Genomic DNA, 24,152 nt, shown 5'->3' on the forward strand with positions numbered 1-24,152 from the left:
CTTTCTTGCAACGTCGTGGCCACTTAGCTAGCTGCGAGCAGGGCCGGAATCTCAGTTGCGACAAGCACCGCGAAAGGCCGCTGGCGCGGGTTGCCGTTCTCTGTGATGATGGCCATCCGCGGCAGCGCGCCGGACTCCAGCGGGGTAGTCAGTGCATCCACCGCAGCCGCGGCCGTCACGTCGCGGGACAAAAAGACCGGCTGGTCGTGGCGTCCGGACAATTCGAGCACCTCGTTGACCGTGGCACTGCGCAGCCGGGTGTCTTCCTCGACCTCGCGCGCCACCCAGCGGGCCAGCGCGTTGGTGGTGAGCAAACCGACGCACACGCCATTGTCGTAGATAGGGAACTGCTTGTGGCCGGTCTCGCGCAGTGCGCGCAGCGGCTCGAGCACGTCGTCGTCGGGGGAGAAGGTGAGCACCTTCTCCGGTTGGATGACGTCGAGAGCAAGCGCAGGGCGCAGCAACGCCTCGCGCAGCTGCTCAATTTCCGCAACCGTTTCGGGCAGCGGCTCCGCGATCGGGCGCAGATCCCGGTACTCGCCATGGGAGATCGCGTTGCGCAACTCAGCAAACTCGATCAGCGTGTCCGCCTGGTCCCTGGTGATGACCTTCTTCTTTGCCGCCAAGTTGGTCATCCACTTAAAGGAATCGGACTTCTTCGCGTTCAACTCATCGCGGAGAAACCCTTCGATGGCGTTAAACGCCGCCATAAAGGGCACCGCCCGATTCGGCGCGGGGGTAGGGGAGTTGGTGTCCTGCGTGGCGCTATCCATGCCTAATAGCGTAGTTAGCCCTCGGTGTAGACGCCGCGGTTGAGCGTATCGCACGCGGCCATCTGGCCGGTGGTGTAGCCGGACATGAACGCCTCGCTGCGCTGCTCGGAGGAACCGTGCGTCCACGCATCCGGGTCGACGTCGCCGCCGGACTTGCGCTGAATGTTATCGTCGCCAATCGCCTGCGCCGTCTGGATCGCCTGGTTGAGCTGCTCTTCTGTGATCGGCTCCAGCGCCGCATCCGGACCTTCGGAGGCATGCTTGGCCCAAATACCGGCGTAGCAGTCGGCCTGCAGCTCAATTGCTACGGCGGCCGAGTCCTCGCCCGGGTTCTTGTAGTCGCTCAAGCCCAGGGTTCCCTCGAGCTGCTGGATGTGGTGGCCCATCTCGTGCGCTGTGACGTATTCCTGGGACAGCGCGCCGTCGGAGCCGCCCAGCTGGCCGAGCTGCTCGAAGAAGGACACGTCGAGGTAGGCGGTGGTGTCGCGCGGGCAGTAGAACGGGCCAGTATCCGCCGTGGCGTAGCCACAGCCGGTGTTCACATCACTGCGGAAGAGCGTGATACCAGCTGGTTCGTATTCGAGGTTGGCCTGGCTGGGCAGGACCTCGGACCAGACCTGGTCGACGGAGCGCGCCACGGCTTCGGCGCGGCAGTCGTCGTATTCGTTCGCGGCACCCGGAGTATCGCAATGGCTCAAGTCATAGTCGCTCTGGCCCTGCGGGGAGGACTGCGAGCCCCCGCCAACCAGGCCGTCGAGACCGCCGTTGAGGAAGAAGACGAGCGCAAGCAGCAAAATGGTGCTCAGCCCGCCGCCGCCGACCGCGATCGGGATACCCACGCCACCGCCGCGCCGACCTGATCCGGAGCTGGTCTGAGCACGCCTGCCCTGGCCCTGGCCAAAATCGTTCTTAAACGTCATGGTGCAAATCTTGCCAAAAATCCAAGGCGAGCGCCGCATCGGTGTGCGTCGGAGGGGCGCTTCGGCGCGACAGTCCGGCAAAGGGTAAAGTGCTTGGGGTTAAAGTATTGCCCTCACGTGGAAGGACGTGGAAGAGACCGTGCTGCGCACTCACCTTGCGGGTGATCTCCGCAAAGACCTCGATGGACAGACCGTAACCCTGACCGGTTGGGTGGGGCGTCGCCGTGACCACGGCGGCGTCATCTTCATCGACCTGCGCGACCGCTCCGGCCTGGCGCAGGTGGTATTCCGCGAGTCCGAGGTAGCCGAGGCTGCGCACGACCTGCGCAGCGAGTACGTCATCCAGGTCACCGGCGTGGTCGAGCCCCGCCCGGCCGGCTCCGAGAACCCGAACTTGGCGTCGGGCGAGATCGAGGTCAACGTCTCCGAGCTCAACGTGCTCAACACCTCCGCCGCACTGCCGTTCCAGATCGAGGATGCGTCGTCGACGGAGGTCGGCGAGGAGACCCGCCTGAAGTACCGCTACCTGGACCTGCGCCGCGAGCGCCAGGCGGAGGCACTGCGTCTGCGTGCCAAGGCCAACCAGGCAGCGCGCCGCGTGCTGGATGAGCACGGCTTTACCGAGATCGAGACGCCGACGCTGACCCGCTCCACCCCGGAGGGTGCGCGCGACTTCCTCGTGCCGGCGCGTCTGCGCCCGGGCAGCTGGTACGCGCTGCCGCAGTCCCCGCAGCTGTTCAAGCAGCTGCTCATGGTTGCCGGTATGGAGCGCTACTACCAGATCGCGCGCTGCTACCGCGACGAGGACTTCCGCGCTGACCGCCAGCCGGAGTTCACGCAGTTGGACGTCGAGGCCAGCTTCGTGGATCAGGACGATGTGATCGAGCTCGCCGAGCAGATCCTGGTGGAGCTGTGGAAGCTCATCGGCTACGAGATCTCTACGCCGATCCCGCGCATGACCTACAAGGATGCGATGGAGAAGTACGGTTCGGACAAGCCGGACCTGCGCTTTGACATCCAGCTGACCGACTGCACCGAGTTCTTCGAGGACACTACTTTCCGCGTCTTCAACGCGGAGTACGTCGGTGCCGTGGTGATGGACGGTGGCGCATCTCAGCCGCGTCGCCAGCTTGATGCATGGCAGGAGTGGGCAAAGCAGCGCGGTGCGAAGGGCCTGGCGTACATCCTCGTCCAGGAGGACGGCACCCTGGCGGGCCCGGTGGCTAAGAACATCACCGATGAGGAGAAGGCGGGCATTGCCGACCACGTCGGCGCGAAGCCGGGCGACTGCATCTTCTTCGCCGCTGGTGAGACGAAGGCTTCCCGCGCGCTGCTGGGCGCTGCCCGCGGCGAGATCGCCAAGAAGCTGGACCTGATCAAGGACGGCGACTGGGCGTTTACCTGGGTGGTTGACGCGCCGCTGTTCGAGCCTGCCGCGGACGCGACCGCATCCGGTGACGTCGCGCTGGGCCACTCGAAGTGGACCGCTGTGCACCACGCCTTTACCTCGCCGAAGCCGGAGTACCTGGACACCTTTGATAAGGAGCCGGGCGAGGCATTGGCGTACGCCTACGACATCGTGTGCAACGGCAACGAGATCGGCGGCGGCTCGATCCGTATCCACCAGCGCGACGTGCAGGAGCGCGTCTTTGACGTGATGGGTATTACGGAGGAAGAGGCACGCGAGAAGTTCGGCTTCCTGCTGGACGCCTTCGCTTTCGGTGCCCCGCCGCACGGCGGCATCGCCTTCGGCTGGGACCGCATCGTTTCCCTGCTTGGCGGCTTCGAGTCCATCCGTGACGTCATCGCCTTCCCGAAGTCCGGCGGCGGCGTCGACCCGCTCACGGATGCGCCGGCCCCGATCACCAAGGAGCAGCGCAAGGAGACCGGCGTGGACTTTAAGCCGAAGGCTGACGCGGCGAAGAGCGCCGCGAAGGATGCTGAAGGCACAGACAAGTAACGCCTTGCGCCCGCGTCATCTTTCGGCCCCGGGGTCTCGCGTCTCAGCGTCGCCTCGGGGCTGACGCATGCGACAGCATGCCGCCACATGGCGCAGTGTGTCAGACTTAAAGCGTATCGGCAGCACGCGTGACCCAAAAAGGACGAAACCCACAAGGAGGGGTTCGGTTGGACCAGGAGACGATTATCGCCCAGGCGGAGGAAATCCTCACCCGCCGCTACGGGGGTGCGCAGAAGCTGAGCGGGGTGGATCCGCTGAGCGGCTCCGGCTTCGCCCACGTCCTCCGTGCCCGAGTGGCCACCAACCCTTTCCTGCAGCACCGGACTGTGGTGGTGAAGTACTCCCCGGAGACGGGTAATGCGGTCGAGGACGCGGCCTTCTTGCGTGAGGTGGTGGCCTACCAGTTCACTACGTCGTTAAGCGAAGAAGCCCGGCCGGGCCCGGTGCTGCTTGGCTACGACGTGGATCAGCGCATCATGATCATCAGCGATTCCGGCGAGGGGGACACGCTCGCCACGCTGTTGGATCACGCGGATGCGGAGAGCCACGTACAGATCCTGCGCAACTTGGGCACGGCGCTCGGGCGGATGCACGCCGGGTCGGCGGGCCGCGAGCACGCCTTCGACGTACTTTTTGCCCGAGCGGCGAATAGCCGTTCCGGGGCGGAGACCATTCAGCGCCTGCGGGAGCGTCTCCTGGCGCACCGGATCCGCTTCGGCTTAGAGATGCTAGAGGCAAGCGGCATCGACGTGCCGGACGAGGTGGCGATTACCGCGACGAACGTGCAGTCGCGCCTGTTCAAGGGCGGTTCGCGGGCGTTTACTCCCTTCGACTTGTCGCCGGACAACATCATCTACGCCGACCGCACGCAGTTTTTGGACTACGAGTGGGCGGGTTTTCGGGACGTCTCCTTCGACGTGGCGTTCGTGGTCGCGGGTTTTCCCCTGTACGTCTCCGAGTGGGACTACAACGAGGAGGCCGTCGACGCGTTTATTGACGCGTGGCTGCACGAGATCCGCGACACCTGGCCCGCCTTCCAGCACGAGGACACCCTGCAGGCCCGTATCACCGGGGCGATGGTCAGCTGGGCCCTGTCGAGCCTGTCAGTCATGGGACAGTTCTCCCTAGAGGAGCTGGCCGCACGCGACGAAGCACTGGCCGAGGAGCTTGCTGCAGCGGGTATCGACGTCACTGATCAGCTAGCCGATGGCCAGTCGTCGTCTACACCGCAGGGCGCTGGTCCGGGCATCCTGCGTCCGCAGAGCCAGGGGCCGTTTACCCACGAGGAGGAGCTTGTGCGCCGCGACTTTGAGGAGACCTTTGACGCGCTCGCAGCCTATGCAGGCACGGGCCGGGACACTGCCTACCTAGTCATCGCGGAGTTTGCGCGTACCGTAGCGGCGCGCTTTAAGTAGCGCTGCGAAAACTCAAGCGCTTTCAGGCAGGGCGCTTCGACAAAGGAGGAGGTGCGAAAACGTGGCGCAGGAAGACCTTTTCGGCGGTGGTCTCGGCGGTGGTCTCGGCGGGGACGAGGCAGAAACACCGGGCGCGGGGCGTCGCGGCGCAAGCTTCTTCCACGCTGGAGCGACGGCACCGCTGGCCGCGCGGATGCGACCGCGGAGCTTGGACGAGATCGCGGGCCAGACCCACCTGCTGTCAGAGGGCAAACCGCTGCGCAGGCTGGTTGAAGGCTCGGGGGCGGCATCCGTGATCCTCTACGGCCCGCCGGGGACGGGCAAGACCACGATCGCGTCGCTGATTGCGCAGACGATGGAGCAGAACTTCGTCGGGCTTTCCGCGCTGTCCTCCGGGGTCAAAGAGGTCCGCCAGGTCATTGACCAGGCGCGGCGCGACCTCATCCGCGGCGAGAAGACAGTGCTGTTTATCGACGAGGTACACCGCTTCTCCAAAACACAGCAGGACGCACTGCTTGCCGCGGTGGAAAATCGCACGGTGCTGCTGGTTGCGGCGACGACGGAGAACCCGTCGTTTAGCGTGGTGGCCCCGCTGTTGTCGCGCTCGCTGTTGCTCAAGCTGGAGTCGCTGTCGCGGGAAGAGCTGACCAAGGTCATCGACAACGCGGTGACGGCCGAGCGCGGTCTCGCCGGCACCGTCGAACTTGACGAGGAAGCCCGCGAGCAGCTGGTCACGCTCGCCGGCGGCGACGCGCGCCGCGCACTGACTTACCTCGAAGCCGCAGCCGAGGCTGTGCCGCAGGGCGGGCGGATCACCGTCGATACGCTGCGCGAGAACGTCAACCGCGCGGTGGTGCGCTACGACCGTGACGGGGACCAGCACTACGACGTGATCTCCGCGTTTATCAAGTCCATCCGCGGCTCGGACGTGGACGCGGCACTGCACTACCTGGCGCGCATGATCGAGGCCGGCGAAGACCCCCGCTTTATTGCCCGCCGCCTGGTCATCCACGCCTCCGAGGACATTGGGATGGCGGACCCTTCCGCGCTGCAGATCGCCACCGCGGCGGCGAACGCGGTCCAGCTTATCGGCATGCCGGAGGGCCGCCTCCCGCTTGCGCAGGCCACCATCCACCTCGCCACCGCACCGAAGTCGCCGTCGGTGATTCAGTCGATCTCGAAGGCCCAGGCGGACGTCGCCCAGGGCAAGATCGGTGCCGTGCCGCCGCATTTGCGCGACGGCCACTACGAGGGGGCCAAGGCGATGGGCAACGCGGTGGGCTATCAGTACCCGCACGACGATCCGCGCGGCGTGCTCGCCCAGCAGTATTTGCCGGATGAGCTGGTGGGCACGGAGTACTACGAGCCCACAGATCACGGCGCGGAGAAGCGGATCAAGGATTTTCTCGGCCGTCTGCGAGGCATTCTGCGCGGCAAGGGCTAGCGCGCTTATCGACGCGCACTGCGTCTCCCGCATACCTCAGGGGTAGAGTAGTCCGGGACAATTTTGCAAGCTTTGAAAGGACACCACCTCGTGCAGACTCATGAGATCCGAGAGCGGTTTACCAACCACTTCGTGAAGGCGGGGCACACCTCCGTGCCAAGCGCGTCGTTGATCTTGGATGACCCGCAGCTGTTGTTTGTCAACGCGGGCATGGTGCCGTTCAAGCCATATTTCTTGGGCCAGCAGAACCCGCCGTTTGCAAACGGCCTGGCCACCTCTATCCAGAAGTGCGTGCGCACCCTGGACATCGAGGAGGTGGGTATCACTACGCGCCACAACACCTTCTTCCAGATGGCGGGCAACTTCTCCTTCGGCCAGTACTTCAAGGAAGGCGCCATTACGCACGCCTGGGAGCTTCTGACCAGCGCCGTCGCCGACGGCGGCTTTGGCCTTGACCCGGAGCGGTTGTGGGTAACCGTCTACTTGGACGACGACGAGGCCTTCGAGATCTGGCGCGACAAGGTCGGCGTGCCCGCCGAGCGTATTCAGCGGATGGGCATGGAGGATAACTTCTGGTCCATGGGCGTGCCCGGCCCCTGCGGTCCCTGCTCGGAGATCTACTACGACCGCGGCCCCGACTACGGCAAGGAAGGCGGTCCTGCTGTAGATGACAACCGCTACATGGAGATCTGGAACCTCGTGTTCATGGAGTCCATCCGCGGCGAGGGCGACAAGAAGGGCGGATTCGAGCTGCTCGGCGAGCTGCCGAAGAAGAACATTGATACCGGCCTTGGCATCGAGCGCGTGGCCTGCCTGCTGCAGGGCGTGGACAATGTCTACGAGACGGACCTGCTGCGCCCCGTTATCGACGAAGCAGTGCGCCTGACCGGTACGAAGTACGATGCCGGCAACGACGAAGACGATGTGCGCTTCCGCGTGATCGCGGACCACTCGCGCACCGGCATGATGATCATTCTCGACGGCGTGACCCCGTCGAACGAGGGCCGCGGCTACATCCTGCGCCGCCTGCTGCGACGCATCGTGCGCTCTGCGCGCCTCCTCGGTGCCGAGGGCAACGTGCTCGAGGTCTTCATGAACACCATCATGGACACGATGACTCCGTCCTTCCCCGAGATCGCGGACAACCGCGAGCGCATCCTGCGCGTGGCGAAAGCCGAGGAGCGTGCCTTCTTGAAGACGCTGGCCTCCGGTACGACTCGTTTCGACGAGGCGGCGGCTGCGCTGCGCGAATCCGGGGCCAAGGTGCTGCCGGGCGAGCAGGCCTTCGAGCTGCACGACACCTACGGTTTCCCCATCGATTTGACCCTGGAGATAGCCCGCGAGGCAGGCCTCGACGTGGACATGGACGCCTTCGACGCGGCGATGCAGGAGCAGCGCGCACGCGCGAAGGCCGATAACAAGGCAAAGAAGCAGGGCAACGTCGATGAGTCCCTCTACCGCGAGTGGGTGGATGCGCACCCGACCGAGTTCGTCGGCTACGACCAGCTCCAGCACGAGGGTACAGTCCTCGGCCTGGTCAGCGGCGGCAAAAAGGTCACCGAGGCACAGGCTGGGGATGAGGTTGAGGTGATCCTGGACGTCACCCCGATGTACGCCGAGGCCGGCGGCCAGATGGCCGACCGCGGCCGCATCGTGGTCGGCGACACGATCCTCAACGTCAACGACGTGCAGAAGGTGGGCAAGAAGCTCTGGGTGCACAAGGCGACCGTGGCGCAGGGCGGGCTGGACCTCGGCCAGACCGTGACCACCGAGGTGGATGGCGCGTGGCGCCACGGTGCCCGCCAGGCGCACACCGCGACGCACCTGATCCACGCCGCGCTGCGCCAGGTGCTAGGCCCGACCGCCGTGCAGGCGGGCTCGCTGAACAAGCCGGGCTACCTGCGCTTCGACTTCAACTACACCGAGCAGCTCACTGACGCGCAGCTGAAAGAGATCGCGACGATTACCAACCAGGCGGTCGACGCGGACTTCGCGGTCAACACCATCGAGACTTCCCTGGACAAGGCGAAGGAGATGGGCGCGATGGCGCTGTTCGGCGAGAACTACGGCAACCAGGTCCGCGTCGTCGAAATCGGCGGGCCGTTCTCCATCGAGCTGTGCGGCGGCACGCACGTGGAACACTCCTCGCAGATCGGCCCGGTGGCCGTACTCGGCGAGTCCTCCGTCGGCTCCGGTGCCCGCCGTATCGAGGCTTACTCCGGCATGCACTCCTTCGACTACTTCTCCAAGGAAGCTGCGCTGGCCTCGGGACTTGCGGCCGAGCTGAAGACGCCGACCGAGCAGCTGCCGGAGCGTATCGCCCAGCTCACCGAGCGTCTGCGCGCGGCCGAGAAGGAGATCGAGGCGCTGCACCGCCAGCAGCTGCTCTCGCAGACCTCCGGCCTGGCCGACAAGGCTGAGAGCTGCGGCGAGTTCAAGCTTGTCGCAGTGCAGCTTCCCGACGGCGTGTCCGGCGGCGACATCCGCACCATCGCGCAGGATGTGCGCGCCAAATTCGGTGCTGAGCCAGCCGTGATCGCGCTTGCCTCCAAGGACGGCGCGAAGGTGCCGTTCGCGGTCGCGGCGAACAAGGAGGCCGTCGCCCGCGGCGTGAAGTCCGGTGACCTGGTCAAGCTCGTCGGCGGCTACATCGATGGCAGGGGTGGCGGCAAGCCGGATCTTGCGCAGGGCTCTGGGTCGAAGCCGGAGGGTATCAACGCCGGTCTGCAGGCGCTGCGAGAGGAACTGGCCAACCGCTAAGGTGGGAATATAACAAAATGGTCAAGGGACACGCCGTGCGCGTGCCCCGGCCTTTTTGTATGGAACCGGTATTTTAGCTGTGAACGCGAGCGTCGAGAAGCGGCAAGCCCCGGCGAGCCGAGCAGATCGGAGAAACTTTTGAAGGTTGAGCCTGACACCCCAGGGGTGGACGACCCGGGTCCGGGGCGGCGCCTTGGCGTTGACGTGGGCACCGTGCGCATCGGGGTCGCGTCCTCTGATCGGGATGCGAAGCTGGCGATGCCGGTGGAGACTGTCAAGCGCGTCACCGGTTTCAAAGACCGCGACGGGGCGGACATTGACCGCCTGGTGGAGCTGACCGAGCAGTACCAGGTGGTCGAGGTGGTCGTTGGGCTGCCGCGGGACTTGCAGGGCAACGGCTCGCGCAGCGTGAAGCATGCCAAGGAGATCGCGTTTCGGATCAACAGGCGCACCGGTTTGCCGGTGCGCATGGCCGACGAGCGGCTGACCACGGTGGCTGCTACACACGCGATGCGGGCCTCGGGGCGCAGCGAGAAAGCGCAACGCGACGTGATCGATCAGGCCGCTGCAGTAGAGATTTTGCAGTCGTGGCTGGATGGCCGGCAGAACTATCTAAAGGAGAATGAATCGTGACATCCCGACAGAATGGCCGCCGGCGCACCCGTGGCGTGGCAGTGCTCGTTGCCTCGATTTTGCTCATCATCGGCCTAATCGCCTGGATCGCGGTGGCGCACCAGAACGGCGCCGGTAATGATTTCCGTGGAAGCGGCAACGGCGAAGAGGAAGTTGTGGAGATCCCCGAGGGCTCGAATATCTCCGCGCTTGGCCCAGAGCTGGAGGAGCGCGGGATCGTCGCTTCCAACAAGGCCTTCCAGTCTGCGGCCGCGGCCGATCCGGACTCCGACAATATCCAGCCGGGCTTCTACCGCCTGGAAGGCGAGATGAGCGCGAAGAGCGCCGTGTCCGCGCTGCTGGACCCGAACAACAAGGTCACGCCCCTGCAGGTGTACGGCGGCGCGACGCTGATGGACATCCAGGTCGTCGGCGGCCAGACCCGCCACGGCATCCTGACCATGATCCAGGACGTGACCTGCGGTGGGAACGCCACGCACGATTGCGTGGACGTCGAGCGCCTGCAGCACGTCGCCGCTGAGGCGGACGCGGCAAGCCTCGGGGTGCCCGAGTGGGCCCGCGAAGTGGTCGACGGCCGCAAGGGCGACGCGAAGCGCCTCGAGGGCCTGATCGTGCCGGGCGAGTACATCATTGACCCGGGCGCGACCGCGGAGCAGATCCTCACTGACCTGGTGACCCGCTCGACCAAGGTGTACGAGTCCACCGATATCGAGGCGCGCTCCGAGAAGGTGGGGCTGAGCCCCTACGAGCTCGTCGTCGCTGCCTCCCTGGTCGAGCGAGAGGCTCCGGCCGGCGAGTTCGACAAGGTGGCACGAGTGATCCTCAACCGCCTGGACAAGCCGATGCGCCTGGAGTTCGACTCGACGGTGAACTACGGGCTGGAGCAGGTCGAGGTCGCGACCACCGACGAGGACCGTGAGCGGGTCACCCCGTGGAACACGTACGCGATGGACGGGCTGCCGCAGACGCCGATCGCCTCGCCGTCGGTGGAGGCCATCGATGCGATGGAGCACCCGGCCGAGGGTAACTGGCTGTTCTTCGTCACTGTGGATAAGGACGGCACGACGGTGTTCAACGACACCTTCGAGCAGCACCAGGAAGACACCCGCCGCGCCATCGACTCCGGCGTGCTGGATTCGCGTCGCTAGGGGGAGTTGCTGATGGAGAAGGAAACAGGAGTGCCGCGTACCGTGCGCCATCGTGCGGCGGTGCTGGGCTCGCCAATCGCGCACTCGCTCTCGCCGGTGTTGCACCACGCAGGATATAAGGCGGCGGGACTGGACGATTGGGTCTACGAGCGGATTGAGTGCGCCGCCGAGGATTTGCCGTCCATCGTCGGCGAGGCTGCGCCGGAGTACCGCGGCTTTTCCGTCACCATGCCCGCGAAGTTCGCGGCACTGGAGTTCGCCACCGAGGTCACGCAGCGCGCCCGCGCGATCGGCTCGGCTAACACGCTCGTGCGCACCAGCGAGGGCTGGCGTGCGGACAACACCGACTGCGAGGGAATCCACACCGCGCTGAAGGCGCTGCTTGGCGACGAACCGCCCACGCGTGCCCTAGTTATCGGCGCTGGTGGGACGGCCCGCCCCGCGCTGTGGGCGCTGCAGCAGCAGGGGGTAAGCGAGATTGTGGTGGTCAACCGCTCAGACCGCTCCGCTGAGGTGGCCGAGCTGGTCAGTGGGGTAGAGACCCGCTTTGTCGATTACTCCGCGGACCTTTTTGAGCTCTCAGCATGGGCGGACGTGATCGTCTCAACCGTGCCCGCCGCTGGCGTGGAGCCTTATGCGCCACAGCTGGGGCATGCGCCGGTGCTGGATGTGATCTATGACCCGTGGCCGACCCCGTTGGCGGTGCGCGCCTCCGCGAATGGGTACCCCACCGTCGGCGGGCTGACCATGCTGGCCGGACAGTCCTACTCGCAATTCGAACAGTTCACCGGAGTCGCCGCCCCGCGCACAGCGATGCGGGAGGCGCTGTTTGCGCACTGGGAGGCTTCGCACGCAGAGAGTGCACGGGACAGGGACCAAGACAGCCACTAGGCTTTGTCCCCATGGGAAATGGGGGACTTTGCATCTTCGCGTTGTGCACCTTTGCCGTTTGGAGCGCGGCGCTGTGTCTATACGATCTGCGGTGGCGAAGGCTACCGAATCCACTGACGGTGCCGCCCGCGCTTGCGTGCCTGCTCGTTTGCATAACCGCGCCGGTACTGGCGTGGGGGCTGGTGTGGCCAGCACTGTATTTCGTGGCGGGGAGGGGGATAGGCGGCGGCGACGTCAAGCTCGCGGTCACTTTAGGGGTTGTGCTCATGGCGCTCGGCGGGCTCGGCGCAGTACTCGCTGCGGTGGCGCTTTCCGGAGCTGCGACAGTGGTGCTTGGGCTCGCACTGCGCCTGCCCAAACTCGCGCACGGGCCGCAAATGCTGGGTGCAGCCTGGGCGGTGGGAACGTTTGTTGGGCTAAACGGCTCAGTTTGAGCCAGCGTGTGAGACAATGCGTGCATGCTTCGTTGGACAACCGCTGGGGAATCCCATGGACAGGCGCTCATCGCGCTGATTGAGAACATGCCCGCAGGTGTGCCGATCACCGAAGAGGAGATCGCTCACCACCTCGCGCGTCGTCGGCTGGGGTACGGCCGCGGAGCGCGCATGAAGTTTGAGGCCGACGCGCTCACGCTGCTCACCGGCATCCTGCACGGCCGCACGCTGGGCAGCCCAATCGCCATCCAGATTGGGAACTCGGAGTGGCCGAAGTGGACCACGATCATGTCGCCGCACCCGTTGGATATGGACGACCCGGAGGTGGCGAAGGCCATGTCCTCTGGGCGCGGCGCGAAGCTGACCCGCCCGCGGCCTGGCCATGCGGATTTCGCGGGCATGCTCAAGTACGGTTTCGACTCGGCACGCCCGGTGCTCGAACGCTCTTCAGCCCGCGAGACAGCGGCAAGGGTCGCGGCTGCCGCCGTGGCGCGTTCCTTCCTGCGCGAGACGCTCGGGGTGGAGGTCTTTTCGCACGTGATCTCGATCGGGGAGTCGGAGCCTGCCGGGGGAGACCTTCCCACCTTTGCAGACATTGAGGCCATTGACGCCTCGCCGGTCCGCGCCTTCGATTCGGAGGCGGAGGCCTCGATGATCTCGTGCATCGAGGATGCGAAGAAGTCCGGCGACACGCTCGGCGGCGTCGTCGAGGTCATTGTCGACGGACTGCCGATCGGGCTGGGCTCGCACATCTCTGGCGAGCACCGCCTGGACGCCCAGCTGGCCGCCGCGTTGATGGGCATCCAGTCGGTGAAGGGCGTGGAGATCGGCGACGGTTTCGAAGAGGCGCGCAGGCGCGGCTCGGCCGCGCACGACGAGATGGTGCGCGACGAGACGGGTGTGCACCGCCTGACCAACCGCGCTGGTGGCCTGGAGGGCGGCATGACCAACGGCGAGCAGCTGCGCGTCCGTGCGGCCCTGAAACCGATTTCCACCGTGCCGCGCGCGCTGAAGACCGTGGACATGCGTAGCGGTGAGCCGGCGACGGGCATCCACCAGCGCTCGGACGTGTGCGCGGTGCCTGCCGGCGGCGTTGTGGCCGAGGCGATGGTGGCGCTCGTGCTCGCCCGCGCGGTGTTGGAGAAGTTCGGCGGCGATAGCCTGGAGGAGACAAAGCGTAACGTCGAGGCGTACAAGGAAGCAGTCGAGCGTCGATTAGCTTTCGAGCAAGACGGGGCGGAAGAAGGGCAGTAGCGATGACGCACACAGATCAGGGCGTGACCACGGTGCCGGAGGAGGCGCAAGCGAATTCAGCGGTCGTCGCATCGGCGCCGCGCGTCGTACTTGTCGGCCCGCCGGGTGCTGGCAAGTCCACCATTGGCAGGCGCATTGCCAGCGCGCTGAACTTGCCGATCGTGGATAGTGACCTGCTGATCGAGCAGGCGCATGGCAAGGCCTGCGGCGAGATTTTCAGCGAGCTCGGGGAGGAGCGATTCCGCGAGCTGGAAGCCGGGTGCGTGGCCCAGGCGCTGGCTACCGGCGGGGTTGTCAGCCTCGGCGGCGGGGCCGTGCTCACCCCGTCGACGCGTCAGCTGTTGCAGCGCCACACCGTGGTGTGGATCGATGTGACTGCGGAGGAGGGCATCCGCCGTACCGCGGGCTCGACGTCGCGCCCGGTGCTGCAAGCCGATGACCCGGCGCAGCACTACCGCGACCTGCTGGCCACGCGCGAGCCTTTCTACCGCGAGGTTGCGAACTACCGGGTGCGGACGGATTCCCGGCCGCCGCAGCGTGTGGTGGCCGAGGTGCTCAGCATCATCGAATCAACCGAGGAATAGTTTTTACCCACCCAAGGAGCAACCATGGCCACAGTGCAGGTAACTGGAGCAGACCCGTACACCATCCACATCGGGTACGACACCATTCGCGACGTTGCGGCGCGGGTGAAAGAAATCGGCGCGCGCAAGGCAGCGATCGTGCACCAAGGGCCGCTGCAGGCGGTAGCGCGTTCCATCGCGCAAGACCTTGAGGGCGAAGGCCTTGCCGCAGTGCTGGCACCGATCCCGGACGCGGAGGCAGGCAAGTCGCTGGAGACCGCAAGCGGGCTCTGGGATCTGGTCGGCGAGCACGGCTTCTCCCGCCAGGATGTGATCATCGGTCTGGGCGGCGGCGCGGCCACAGACATCGCCGGGTTCATCGCCGCGACGTGGATGCGTGGCATCAAAGTCATCCAGGTGCCGACCACGCTTTTGGCCATGGTGGATGCCGCGGTCGGTGGCAAGACGGGCATCAACACCTCGGTGGGTAAGAACCTCGTCGGCGCGTTCCACGAACCGGATTCGGTGTTCATCGACCTCGAGCGCATTTACACCCTGCCGCAGGAGGAGATTGTTTCGGGCTCCGCTGAGCTGGTCAAGACCGGTTTTATCGCCGACCCGAAGATCTTGAAGCTGTACCGCGCCGGCGCGGACGCGCACTGGGCGGAGTTGGTCGAGCGCTCCGTGGCGGTCAAGGCCGCTGTGGTCAGCCGCGATCTCAAAGAGTCGGGCCTGCGCGAGATCCTCAACTACGGGCATACGCTCGGCCACGCGATTGAGCGCCGCGAGAACTACACCTGGCGCCACGGCAATGCGGTGGGTGTGGGCATGATGTTCGCCGCGCACTTGGCGCACAATCGCGGGCTTATCGACGACTCCCTGCTCGCTCTCCACCACGAAGTGCTCACCGCAGTCGGCCTCCCAACCACCTACGAGGCGGGCGCTTTCGACGAGCTGTACGAGGCGATGACGCACGATAAGAAGAACCGCGACGGACAGATCCGCTTCGTGGTGCTGAACAAGCTCGGCTCGTGTACCCGTCTGGAGGACGCAACGGTCGAGGAAATGCGCGCGGCCTACGACGCGATTGCGGAGTAGCGCGCTCACACACAGGGCAAGGCTTCTAGGAAGGGACGTAAAAGCGATGAAGATTTTGGTGCTCAACGGACCCAACTTGAACCGGCTGGGCAAGCGTCAGCCGGAGATCTATGGGCACGCAACGCTCGAAGACGTGGAGCGCCAGCTTCAGGCGCGCGCGGAGGAGCTCGACGTGGAGGTTGAGCTGCGCCAGACCAACCACGAGGGCGAGATGCTCGAGTGGGTCCACGAGGCGGCAGAGGCGGGCCTGCCCGTCATTATCAACCCCGGCGGCTGGACGCACACCTCGGTGGCGTTGCGCGACGCCTTGGTGGAACTGACCGACCACCACGGTTTCATCGAGCTTCACATTTCCAACGTGCACGCCCGCGAGTCTTTCCGGCACCACTCGTACCTGTCACCCATTGCTAAGGGCGTGGTCGCCGGGCTGGGCACCCAGGGCTACCTGCTCGCACTTGAATACTTTGCACAGACCGAAAGTTAAGGTTTGGAGGAACACATGTCACTGGCTGATACTCGTTTTGAAACGCGGCGTCGGAAGCTTGCCTCCGCACTGGCCGCGAAGCGGATTGACGACGTGCTGATCACGCACCTCACGCACGTGCGCTACCTTTCGGGTTTTAGCGGCTCCAACGGCGCGCTGCTGGTGTCGAAGGACCGCACGGCAAAGATCGCCACGGACGGGCGCTACACCACTCAGATTGGTGAGGAAGTGCCCGACATCCCCGCGACCATTACCCGCAAGGTGGCCGAGGAGCTGCTGGCGCAGGTGGTCGAGGGCCACCGCGTGGGCTTCGAGGCGGATTACCTCAGCGTGAGCCAGCTCGAGGTGCTGAAGAAAGCGTGTCCGGAAGACGTCACGTTGGTGCCGGTCTCCGGTGCGGTGGAAGACATCCGCCTGACCAAGGACGGCCTCGAGCTGCACCGCCTGGAGGAGGCCGCAGCGCTCGCCACCGAGGCGCTCGAGCAGCTTATCGACGCCGGCGAGCTCGCCGCAGGCCGCAGCGAGCGCGACGTCGCCGCGGACCTGGAGTACCGCATGCGCAAGCTCGGCGCGGAGCGTCCCAGCTTTGACACGATCGTCGCCTCCGGGCCGAACTCTGCGAAGCCGCACCACGGCGCAAGTGAGCGCATCGTGCAGGAAGGCGAGCTGGTGACCATCGACTTTGGCATGCACCGCCTCGGGTTCAACTCCGATATGACCCGCACCTTTGCCATCGGCGAGCCGAATGAGTTCCTGCGCGAGATCTACGAGGTCACCCTGGCGTCCCAGCAGGCAGGTGTGCGCGCCGCGGTGGCGGGATCCAAGCTTGTCGACGTCGACGCGGCCTGCCGCACAGTGATCGAAGAGGCAGGCTACGGCGAGTACTTCGTACACTCCACCGGTCACGGCGTGGGCCTTGACGTTCACGAGGCCCCGTACGCCTCGACGACGGGCAAGGGCGAGCTGCGCGAAGCGATGACGCTGACCATCGAGCCGGGTATCTACGTGCCTGGCAAGGGCGGGGTGCGTATTGAGGACACGCTGATCATCACCTCTGGGGCACCGAAGGTGATCACGCAGTACCCTAAGGAACTGACTGTGCTGTAGCATTGTTGTGTTTGCACACGCTTTGCTGAAGTATTCAGCGGCACTTTCATGAAGGATTAGAGGAAGGTTTCACGTGGCAACTACCGCCGATTTTAAGAACGGGCTCGTACTCAAGAACGAGGGCAAGCTCCAGCAGATCATTGAGTTCCAGCACGTCAAGCCGGGCAAGGGCCCTGCATTCGTGCGCACCAAGCTCAAGGACGTCGTCACCGGCAAGACCGTGGACAAGACGTGGAACGCTGGTGTGAAGGTAGAGACCGCGAACGTTGACCGCCGCGACATGACCTACCTGTACAACGACGGCACCGCCTACGTCGTGATGGACGATAAGACCTACGAGCAGTTCGAGCTGTCGGCCGACAAGTTCGGCGAGGCGGCGCGTTTCCTGCTGGAGAACATGCGCGTGCAGGTTTCTTTCCACGATGGTGAGGCGCTGTTCGCCGAGCTGCCGATCTCGGTGGACCTGAAGATCGAGCACACCGAGCCGGGCCTGCAGGGCGACCGTTCCTCCGGTGGCACCAAGCCGGCAACGCTGGAGACCGGTGCGGAGATCCAGGTGCCGCTGTTCCTGGACACCGGCAACGTGGTCAAGGTAGACACCCGCACGGGTGAGTACCTCTCCCGCGTGAGCAACTAATGGCGGACTTTAAGCGCCACGGAGCCCGCTACCGCGCACGTCGTCGCGCGGTAGACATCCTCTTTGAGGCGGAAACGCGCGACGTTGATCCGGTCGCGATTGTTGAAGACCGCGTCGAACTGGCGAAGAACCCGCAGAACTCAGTCGCGCCCGTCGCCGAGTACACGCAGCAAATCGTGGCCGGTGCCGCTGAGCAGCTCGACGACCTGGATGACGCGATTGAGCGCTTCTTGGTCGACGACTGGGAGCTGTCCCGCCTGCCAGCGGTGGATCGCCAGATCTTGCGCGTGTGCGCCTGGGAGATCATGTTCAACGACGCGGTCGACGCGCCAATCTCCATCAAGGAGGGCGTGGAAATGGCCGCGGAGTATTCCGCCGCGCAGGCTGCGCCCTACATCAACGTGGTGCTCGACGGGGTCGCGCAGCGCGGACTCCCGGAGGCACCCTTCGCGGAGGAAGATGACGCAGAGCCAGCCCAAAGCGCAGATGACGCGCAGCGAATCGTGACCGAGACGGTGGCCGAGGCCGCTGTCCCGACTGAAATGAGCCCGCAAGAACCCTAAGACACCGCAAGGACACACCCAATGGCAAAGGTCTCCATCGAAGAAGCACAGGCCTTCAAGGTCGGCCCGGATTTCCAGATCGACGATGTGGACCCGGCAGCCACCCCGGGCGTCAAAGACGTGGGGGAGGCCTTCGAAAAGTTCGACGATGAGCTTGGCGTGCTGCAGAAGAAGCTCTATGCCAACGGGCGCGCGGGCACGCCGGGGACCGGCTCGGTGCTCTTGGTGCTCCAGGGGATGGATACTGCGGGCAAGGGCGGGATCATTCGCCACGTCATCGGCGGGACGATGGATCTGCAGGGGGTGCACATCAAGGCTTTCGGCGCGCCGACTGAAGAGGAAGCCGAGCACGACTTTCTGTGGCGGATCGCCCCGCACCTGCCGGAGCCTGGCCAAATCAGCGTGTTCGACCGCTCCCACTACGAGGACGTGCTGGTCCAGCGGGTCAAGCAGATGGCACCGCCGGAGGAGATCGAGCGCCGCTACGGCGCGATCGTGGACTTTGAGGAGAAGGCTGCGGCGCAGGGCACGAAGATCATCAAGGTCATGCCGCATATCTCGCGCGAGTTCCAGGCGGAAAACCTGCGCGAGCGCATCGAGAACCCGGAGAAGCACTGGAAGTACAACCCGGGCGACATCGATGACCGGAAGTTGTGGACGCAGTACATGGCCGCGTATCAGATCGCGTTGACGCGCACGTCGACAGATACCGCCCCCTGGTACTGCATCCCCTCCGACAACAAGAAGTACTGCCGCACCGTGGTCAAGACGCTGCTTGTCGACGCGCTCAAGCAACTCGATCCACAGTGGCCCGCCGCCGACTTTGACCCGGCGACGGAGCTTGCGCGGCTAGAGAACTCTTAGCTCTCCGTTTTCTGGGCGGCCTCGCGGGCCGAGGTGATTTCCTCAATCAGGGCATGCATCGCGTCCTGGCCGCGCATCAGTCCGTCGAGGCTGCGCTTGAGGGCGCTGGAGAGCTGCTCGTCGGTCATGCCGGCAGCGACCTGGTTCTCCGACTCCGTGCGGATAATCAGCGTGTCCGCCTTGTTGACAACAAGCGCGCGAGCGTCCAAGAAAGAGGAGTTGACCTGGTTTGCAGCCAGGTACACGGTGGGGTCCGGCGTATCGGACGGCGTTTCCGTTGCGGCGTCGGCGCGCGCGATGAGCACCGAGTCCAGCAGGACGAACAGCACGTTGTAGCCGTTGATGTTGGCATGCGCGGCGCGGCCGGAGGCGTCGGTCTGCACGGTGACGTCGAGGTCTGCGAGCGCGTCCGCGACGCGGTCGATGGTGACCAGTTGTGTTGTATTAGTGCTCATCGTGCGGATCCTCCCAAGTGACGAGGGTGGGGAATGAAGTGGCCAAGAAGTCGAAGGCCTGCAGCGTGGTGTCGATCGAGCTCATGATGAACGCACCGAGCTGGTTGTAGGATGCGCCGTGCGTGATGTCGAGCGTGCGGATCGCGCTAATCGCCAGGTGGTCTTCGCCCTGCTCGAAGAATCGCAGGGTGGGCGCGAAGTGCGTCTGGTTGTGCTCGTTGGTGGCGAGCAGGATGTGCGAGGCCATGTCCTTCGGAATCTTTCCGCGCCAGAGCGACTCGAAGATGAGGTGGTCGCTGTCGAATGCCACCACGATGGCGGCGTTGATGAAGCCGGAGCGCACCGTGCCGTCCTCGACGCGGTGCTCGAGGCCCTCGGCGCTGAAGATCTCGGCGACGGCCTCCGGGGTCACCTCCTTGAGCTCGTTGTTGGAGTCAGCCTGCGCTGCGGCGTTGACCTCGGCGACGGTCTCCGCGTCCGGGGCGCTCGGAAGCTCGGCCCCGTCCGCAGCTGACTGGGACGCGTGTGGGGGTGTCGTGTTGTTGCTACTCACACAGACGACTGTACCTGCCACGCTTCGTCACGCGAGTGAGGCATAAGTGCTAAAATGCTGGGCAGTCTCAACAATCTTTCAGACCGGGACTCGGCCCGCAGTACGCGGGTTTTGCACAAGCATCCTTTAAATTCCGCACTGTGAGGCGGGGAAGGAGGCGAGATGAGTGGAGATACCCGCACGACGGTGGAGCTGCTAAGCGCAGACGACGTCGCGCGCACGATCGCACGCATTGCGCACCAGATAATTGAAAAGACGGCGCTGGACACAGCATCGCAAGATGGTACCGCGCCCGTGCAGCTGCTCGGCATTCCCTCCGGGGGTGTGCCCTTGGCGCAGCGCATCGCGGCAGCTATTGAGGAATTCTCCGGGGTGAGCGTGCCCGTCGGTAGCCTCGATGTCACCCTGTACCGCGATGACTTGCGCGACAAGCCGCACCGCGCGCTGCGCCCGACCAGCATTCCTGCACCGCTCGATGGGGCGACGGTGGTGCTCGTCGATGATGTGCTGTACTCGGGGCGCACGATCCGCGCTGCCCTGGACTCGCTGCGCGACATCGGGAGGGCAGAGACGATTCAGCTTGCCGTGCTGGTTGACCGTGGGCACCGCCAGCTGCCCATCCGCGCAGACTATGTGGGCAAGAACATCCCGACCGCGTTGAGCGAGGACGTGACCGTCACACTCACGCCGATCGACGCCGTTGACGCGGTCACGCTGCACCGGGAGGCATAAGAGATGAAACACCTCATTGATATTGCAGACCTAAGCCGGGACGAGGCGCTTGCCATCATGGACGAGGCCGACCGCTTCAAGGAGGCCCTAGACGGCCGCGAGATCAAGAAGCTGCCCACACTGCGGGGCCGCACCATCTTCACCCTGTTCTACGAGAACTCCACCCGCACCCGCTCCTCGTTTGAGACAGCGGGCAAGTGGATGAGCGCAGACGTGATTAATATCTCCGCGTCCAGTTCCTCGGTGAAGAAGGGCGAATCGCTCAAAGATACGGCGCAGACGGTCGAGGCCGTCGGCGCGGACGCGATCGTGGTGCGCCACCCGGCTTCGGGTGCGGCGCAGCTGCTGAAGCAGTGGCTGCCGGGCACTTCGATCATTAACGCAGGTGACGGCAAGCACCAGCACCCCACGCAGGCCTTGTTGGACGCGGTGACCATGCGCCAGCGCATCGGCGAGATCGCCGGGCGCAAGGTGGTCATCGTGGGCGACATCGTGCACTCGCGCGTGGCGCGCTCGAACGTCGACCTGCTCCACCTGTTGGGCGCGGAAGTCGTGCTCGTGGCTCCGCCGACGCTTTTGCCCACTGGGGTGGAGCACTGGCCGGCGCGCGTGGCCTACGACCTGGACGCCGAGATTGCGGATGCGGACGTGGTGATGATGCTGCGCGTGCAGGCCGAGCGCATGCACGGCGGGTTCTTCCCCTCGCACCGCGAGTACGCCACCCTCTACGGCTTGAGCACGCAGCGCGCCAACCGGATGAAAGAAGGCGCGATCATCATGCACCCGGGCCCGATGTTGCGCGGGATGGAAATCAACTTTGCTGTTGCGGAGCGCGACAACACCGCGGTGCTGCAGCAGGTCACCAATGGCGTCTACACCCGCATGGCCGTGCTGTTTACGCTGCTTGTGGGAGAGGAAGAGTAAATGGGAAAGCTCGTAATCAAAAACGTCCGTCCCTACGGTGAGGACGAGGTGCAGCTGCTTATCGACGGCGGCGTGATCCAAGCCATCGGTAAAGACCTCGGCCTCGATGAGACAGATGAGTCCTTCGAGGTCATTGACGCCGGCGGCAAGGTGTTGCTGCCGGGCCTGGTGGATATGCACGTCCACCTGCGCGAGCCGGGACGCGAGGACACGGAAACCATTGCCACCGGCTCCGATGCGGCAGCCAAGGGCGGGTTTACCGCGGTGTTCACCATGGCGAACACCAGCCCCGTGATCGACCAGCCTTTCCTCGCCGACGCGGTGTGGGAAAAGGGCCAGGCCTACGGCAAGTGCGACGTCTACCCGGTCGGTGCGATCACGCAGAACCTGGAAGGCACACAGCTCAGCGAGATCGGGCTGATGAGCCAAGGACACGTCCGCATGTTCTCCGACGACGGCAAGTGCGTCAACGACCCGCAGGTCATGCGCCGCGCGGTCGAATACGCGAAGGCCTACGACGTCCTGCTCGCCCAGCACGCCGAAGACCACCGCATGACCGCGGACGCGGTCGCCCACGAGGGCGAGACCGCGGCCCGGCTGGGCTTGGGCGGTTGGCCGCGCGTGGCGGAGGAATCCGTCGTCGCCCGCGACGTAATCATGACCCGCGACTACGGCGGCCGCCTGCACATCTGCCACGCCTCGACCGAGGGCACAGTCGAGCTGCTGCGCTGGGCAAAGGAACAGGGCATCAGCGTCAGCGCCGAGGCGACCCCGCACCACCTGCTGCTTACCGACGAGAAACTCGAGACCTACGACGGCGTCTACCGCGTCAACCCGCCGCTGCGCGAGCAGCGCGACACGATCGCGCTGCGCGACGCGCTGCTTGACGGCACGATCGACGTGGTGGCCACCGACCACGCCCCGCACGGCTCCGAGGACAAGTGCGTGGAGTTCGAGCACGCCAAGCCCGGCATGCTGGGCCTGGAGACCTCGCTGCCGATCATCGCGCAGGTCTTCGTGGAGTCCGGTCTGGCGGACTGGCGCTTCGTGGCGAAGGTGATGAGCGAGCGCCCCGCCGAGATCCTGCGCCTTGCAGACCAGGGCCGCCCGATCGCGGAAGGGGAGCCGGCCAACCTGGTGCTCGTCGACCCGGGTAAGGCGTGGACCGTCGAGGGCGAGAAGCTGCGCTCCAAGGCGTCGAACACCCCGTACGAGGGCACGGAGTTTGCCACCAGCATCGCGTTGACGATGCTGCGCGGCGAAGTGACCTACCGGGCCGACGAGACTGAGACCGAAACGACTACCAGCACGAAGTAATTTTTCAAAGGAAGCAATCATGACTGAATCTCGAATCCCTGCGGCCCTCGTGCTTGGCGACGGTCACGTTTACCGCGGCTATGCCTTCGGTGCCGTCGAGCCCGACAGTGCCATCGACCCTGTCTACGGGGAAGCGGTGTTTACCACCGGCATGACCGGCTACCAGGAGACCATGACGGATCCCTCGTATCACCGCCAGATCGTGGTGATGACGGCACCGCAGATCGGCAACACCGGCTGGAACGACGAGGACAACGAGTCCCGCGACGGCCGCATCTGGGTCGCTGGCCTGATCGTGCGTGATCTTTCCAAGCGCGTATCGAACTGGCGCGCTGAGCGCTCGCTGGAAGAGGAGATGCGTGCCCAGGGCATCGTGGGCATCTCCGGAATTGATACGCGCAGCGTGGTCCGTCACCTGCGCAACGAGGGTTCTGCGCCGGCGGGCCTGTTCGTGGGCGAGGCGTCGCAAAGCGATGTCCAAGACTTGGTGGCGAAGGTCAACGAGCAGCCGACCATGGCTGGCGCGGACCTCTCTGCACAGGTCAGCACTGATGCGCCCTACACCATTGAGGCGGTGGGAGAGAAGCGCTTTACCGTCGTGGCCTACGACATGGGTATCAAGACGGCCACCCCGAACCACCTGGCCCAGCGCGGCGTGGAGACGATCGTCGTGCCGGCGAACACCCCCTTCGAGGACATTGCGCAGTACTCGCCGGACGGCGTGTTCATTTCCAACGGCCCGGGCGACCCGGCGACCGCGGACGAGATGGTTGGGATTACCCGGAAGGTCATCCAGGAGAAGCTGCCGCTATTTGGCATTTGCTTTGGCAACCAGATCCTCGGCCGCGCGCTCGGGCTTGACACGTACAAGCTGAAGTTCGGCCACCGCGGCGTCAACGTGCCGGTGAAGAACCACCTGACCTCCAAGATCGACATCACCAGCCAGAACCACGGCTTCGCGCTCGCCGCACCTGAGGGCGTCGGCGCCGGCGAAACCTTCGACACCGAGTTCGGCCCGGCCGTCATCACGCATACCTGCCTTAACGACGACGTCGTGGAGGGCGTGGCGCTGGAAAATGGGATGGCGTACTCGGTGCAGTTCCACCCCGAATCCGCCGCCGGCCCGCACGACGCGAACCCGCTCTTCGACCAGTTCATCGCGCTGATGGATGAGCACAGCCCGAACGCAAAGTAACCAGGAAGAACGAAAGTACTAGGGAGTA

General features: G+C 65.1%; 24 protein-coding genes. 20 read left to right on the forward strand and 4 right to left on the reverse strand.

The window, feature by feature from the left end; translation table 11 throughout:
- Positions 1 to 23: 23 nt before the first annotated feature.
- Positions 24 to 773: a CBS domain-containing protein gene (locus HMPREF2990_RS08105; protein ID WP_070763888.1), complete on the reverse strand. Its 750-nt coding sequence runs from the start codon at positions 771 to 773 to the stop codon at positions 24 to 26.
- A 14-nt stretch (positions 774 to 787) separates the two neighbouring features.
- Positions 788 to 1,693 (reverse strand): KPN_02809 family neutral zinc metallopeptidase, encoded by a 906-nt coding sequence (locus HMPREF2990_RS08110; RefSeq protein WP_070763890.1) that lies wholly within the window; start codon positions 1,691 to 1,693, stop codon positions 788 to 790.
- A gap of 139 nt (positions 1,694 to 1,832) precedes the next feature.
- Here HMPREF2990_RS08110 and aspS point away from each other — a divergent pair, with 139 nt between their 5' ends.
- The 16 genes from aspS to HMPREF2990_RS08190 all read left to right on the forward strand — a co-directional run bounded on the left by aspS (position 1,833) and on the right by HMPREF2990_RS08190 (position 18,948).
- Positions 1,833 to 3,653: an aspartate--tRNA ligase gene (gene aspS / locus HMPREF2990_RS08115; RefSeq protein WP_070763978.1), complete on the forward strand. Its 1,821-nt coding sequence runs from the start codon at positions 1,833 to 1,835 to the stop codon at positions 3,651 to 3,653.
- A 167-nt stretch (positions 3,654 to 3,820) separates the two neighbouring features.
- Positions 3,821 to 5,068, forward strand: a complete 1,248-nt coding sequence (locus HMPREF2990_RS08120; RefSeq protein ID WP_070763892.1) for a protein kinase family protein — start codon at positions 3,821 to 3,823, stop codon at positions 5,066 to 5,068.
- A 61-nt stretch (positions 5,069 to 5,129) separates the two neighbouring features.
- Positions 5,130 to 6,512, forward strand: coding sequence for a replication-associated recombination protein A (locus tag HMPREF2990_RS08125; RefSeq protein WP_070763894.1), 1,383 nt, complete (start codon positions 5,130 to 5,132; stop codon positions 6,510 to 6,512).
- Between the two features lie 90 nt (positions 6,513 to 6,602).
- The gene (alaS, locus tag HMPREF2990_RS08130) at positions 6,603 to 9,272 is read left to right on the forward strand and encodes an alanine--tRNA ligase (protein WP_070763896.1); all 2,670 of its coding nucleotides are present in this window, start codon (positions 6,603 to 6,605) and stop codon (positions 9,270 to 9,272) included.
- 138 nt (positions 9,273 to 9,410) lie between these two features.
- A complete protein-coding gene (gene ruvX, locus HMPREF2990_RS08135; protein ID WP_038590855.1) occupies positions 9,411 to 9,905 on the forward strand; it encodes a Holliday junction resolvase RuvX in 495 nt (164 codons plus the stop codon).
- Entirely contained in the window at positions 9,902 to 11,053 is a 1,152-nt protein-coding gene (gene mltG / locus HMPREF2990_RS08140; protein ID WP_070763898.1) for an endolytic transglycosylase MltG, read from the forward strand. Before ruvX ends, mltG begins: the two co-directional genes overlap by 4 nt.
- A gap of 12 nt (positions 11,054 to 11,065) precedes the next feature.
- On the forward strand, positions 11,066 to 11,944 hold the full coding sequence (locus HMPREF2990_RS08145; protein WP_070763899.1) for a shikimate dehydrogenase: 879 nt from the start codon (positions 11,066 to 11,068) through the stop codon (positions 11,942 to 11,944).
- An 11-nt stretch (positions 11,945 to 11,955) separates the two neighbouring features.
- Positions 11,956 to 12,378 carry a prepilin peptidase gene (locus HMPREF2990_RS08150; RefSeq protein ID WP_070763901.1) on the forward strand — a complete coding sequence of 141 codons (423 nt, stop codon included), beginning with the start codon at positions 11,956 to 11,958 and terminating at the stop codon, positions 12,376 to 12,378.
- A 24-nt stretch (positions 12,379 to 12,402) separates the two neighbouring features.
- Complete coding sequence (aroC, locus tag HMPREF2990_RS08155; RefSeq protein ID WP_070763902.1) at positions 12,403 to 13,632, forward strand: chorismate synthase; 1,230 nt, start codon at positions 12,403 to 12,405, stop codon at positions 13,630 to 13,632.
- Between the two features lie 2 nt (positions 13,633 to 13,634).
- Positions 13,635 to 14,216: a shikimate kinase gene (locus HMPREF2990_RS08160; RefSeq protein WP_083317079.1), complete on the forward strand. Its 582-nt coding sequence runs from the start codon at positions 13,635 to 13,637 to the stop codon at positions 14,214 to 14,216.
- A gap of 24 nt (positions 14,217 to 14,240) precedes the next feature.
- Entirely contained in the window at positions 14,241 to 15,293 is a 1,053-nt protein-coding gene (gene aroB, locus HMPREF2990_RS08165; protein WP_070763904.1) for a 3-dehydroquinate synthase, read from the forward strand.
- Positions 15,294 to 15,339: 46 nt separating this feature from the next.
- Positions 15,340 to 15,777 carry a type II 3-dehydroquinate dehydratase gene (gene aroQ, locus HMPREF2990_RS08170; RefSeq protein ID WP_070763906.1) on the forward strand — a complete coding sequence of 146 codons (438 nt, stop codon included), beginning with the start codon at positions 15,340 to 15,342 and terminating at the stop codon, positions 15,775 to 15,777.
- A 15-nt stretch (positions 15,778 to 15,792) separates the two neighbouring features.
- Positions 15,793 to 16,884, forward strand: a complete 1,092-nt coding sequence (locus HMPREF2990_RS08175) for an aminopeptidase P family protein (protein WP_070763908.1) — start codon at positions 15,793 to 15,795, stop codon at positions 16,882 to 16,884.
- Between the two features lie 73 nt (positions 16,885 to 16,957).
- On the forward strand, positions 16,958 to 17,521 hold the full coding sequence (gene efp / locus HMPREF2990_RS08180) for an elongation factor P (protein WP_070763910.1): 564 nt from the start codon (positions 16,958 to 16,960) through the stop codon (positions 17,519 to 17,521).
- Positions 17,521 to 18,084, forward strand: coding sequence for a transcription antitermination factor NusB (gene nusB, locus HMPREF2990_RS08185; RefSeq protein WP_070763912.1), 564 nt, complete (start codon positions 17,521 to 17,523; stop codon positions 18,082 to 18,084). The genes efp and nusB overlap by 1 nt, the downstream gene beginning before the upstream one ends.
- A 21-nt stretch (positions 18,085 to 18,105) precedes the next feature.
- Positions 18,106 to 18,948, forward strand: a complete 843-nt coding sequence (locus HMPREF2990_RS08190; protein WP_070763914.1) for a PPK2 family polyphosphate kinase — start codon at positions 18,106 to 18,108, stop codon at positions 18,946 to 18,948.
- On the opposite strand, the gene HMPREF2990_RS08195 is transcribed toward HMPREF2990_RS08190, so the two are convergent.
- Both HMPREF2990_RS08195 and HMPREF2990_RS08200 read right to left on the reverse strand, forming a co-directional pair.
- Entirely contained in the window at positions 18,945 to 19,403 is a 459-nt protein-coding gene (locus HMPREF2990_RS08195; RefSeq protein ID WP_070763916.1) for a YbjN domain-containing protein, read from the reverse strand. The two genes, HMPREF2990_RS08190 and HMPREF2990_RS08195, sit on opposite strands and share 4 nt — an antisense overlap.
- Positions 19,393 to 19,956, reverse strand: coding sequence for a type III secretion system chaperone family protein (locus tag HMPREF2990_RS08200; RefSeq protein ID WP_246817494.1), 564 nt, complete (start codon positions 19,954 to 19,956; stop codon positions 19,393 to 19,395). Before HMPREF2990_RS08200 ends, HMPREF2990_RS08195 begins: the two co-directional genes overlap by 11 nt.
- Before the next feature lie 162 nt (positions 19,957 to 20,118).
- On the opposite strand from HMPREF2990_RS08200, the gene pyrR reads away from it, so the two are divergent.
- Genes pyrR through carA form a run of 4 tightly spaced genes read left to right on the forward strand, consistent with a single transcriptional unit; the run spans position 20,119 to position 24,124 of the window.
- Positions 20,119 to 20,688, forward strand: coding sequence for a bifunctional pyr operon transcriptional regulator/uracil phosphoribosyltransferase PyrR (pyrR, locus tag HMPREF2990_RS08205; RefSeq protein WP_070763918.1), 570 nt, complete (start codon positions 20,119 to 20,121; stop codon positions 20,686 to 20,688).
- A 3-nt stretch (positions 20,689 to 20,691) separates the two neighbouring features.
- Entirely contained in the window at positions 20,692 to 21,612 is a 921-nt protein-coding gene (locus HMPREF2990_RS08210) for an aspartate carbamoyltransferase catalytic subunit (RefSeq protein WP_070763920.1), read from the forward strand.
- Positions 21,613 to 22,929: a dihydroorotase gene (locus HMPREF2990_RS08215; protein WP_070763922.1), complete on the forward strand. Its 1,317-nt coding sequence runs from the start codon at positions 21,613 to 21,615 to the stop codon at positions 22,927 to 22,929. It begins immediately after the preceding gene.
- Positions 22,930 to 22,948: 19 nt separating this feature from the next.
- Positions 22,949 to 24,124, forward strand: a complete 1,176-nt coding sequence (gene carA / locus HMPREF2990_RS08220; protein WP_141757845.1) for a glutamine-hydrolyzing carbamoyl-phosphate synthase small subunit — start codon at positions 22,949 to 22,951, stop codon at positions 24,122 to 24,124.
- Positions 24,125 to 24,152: the final 28 nt, after the last annotated feature.

This window comes from Corynebacterium sp. HMSC071B10, from assembly GCF_001814825.1.
GTDB lineage: Bacteria > Actinomycetota > Actinomycetes > Mycobacteriales > Mycobacteriaceae > Corynebacterium.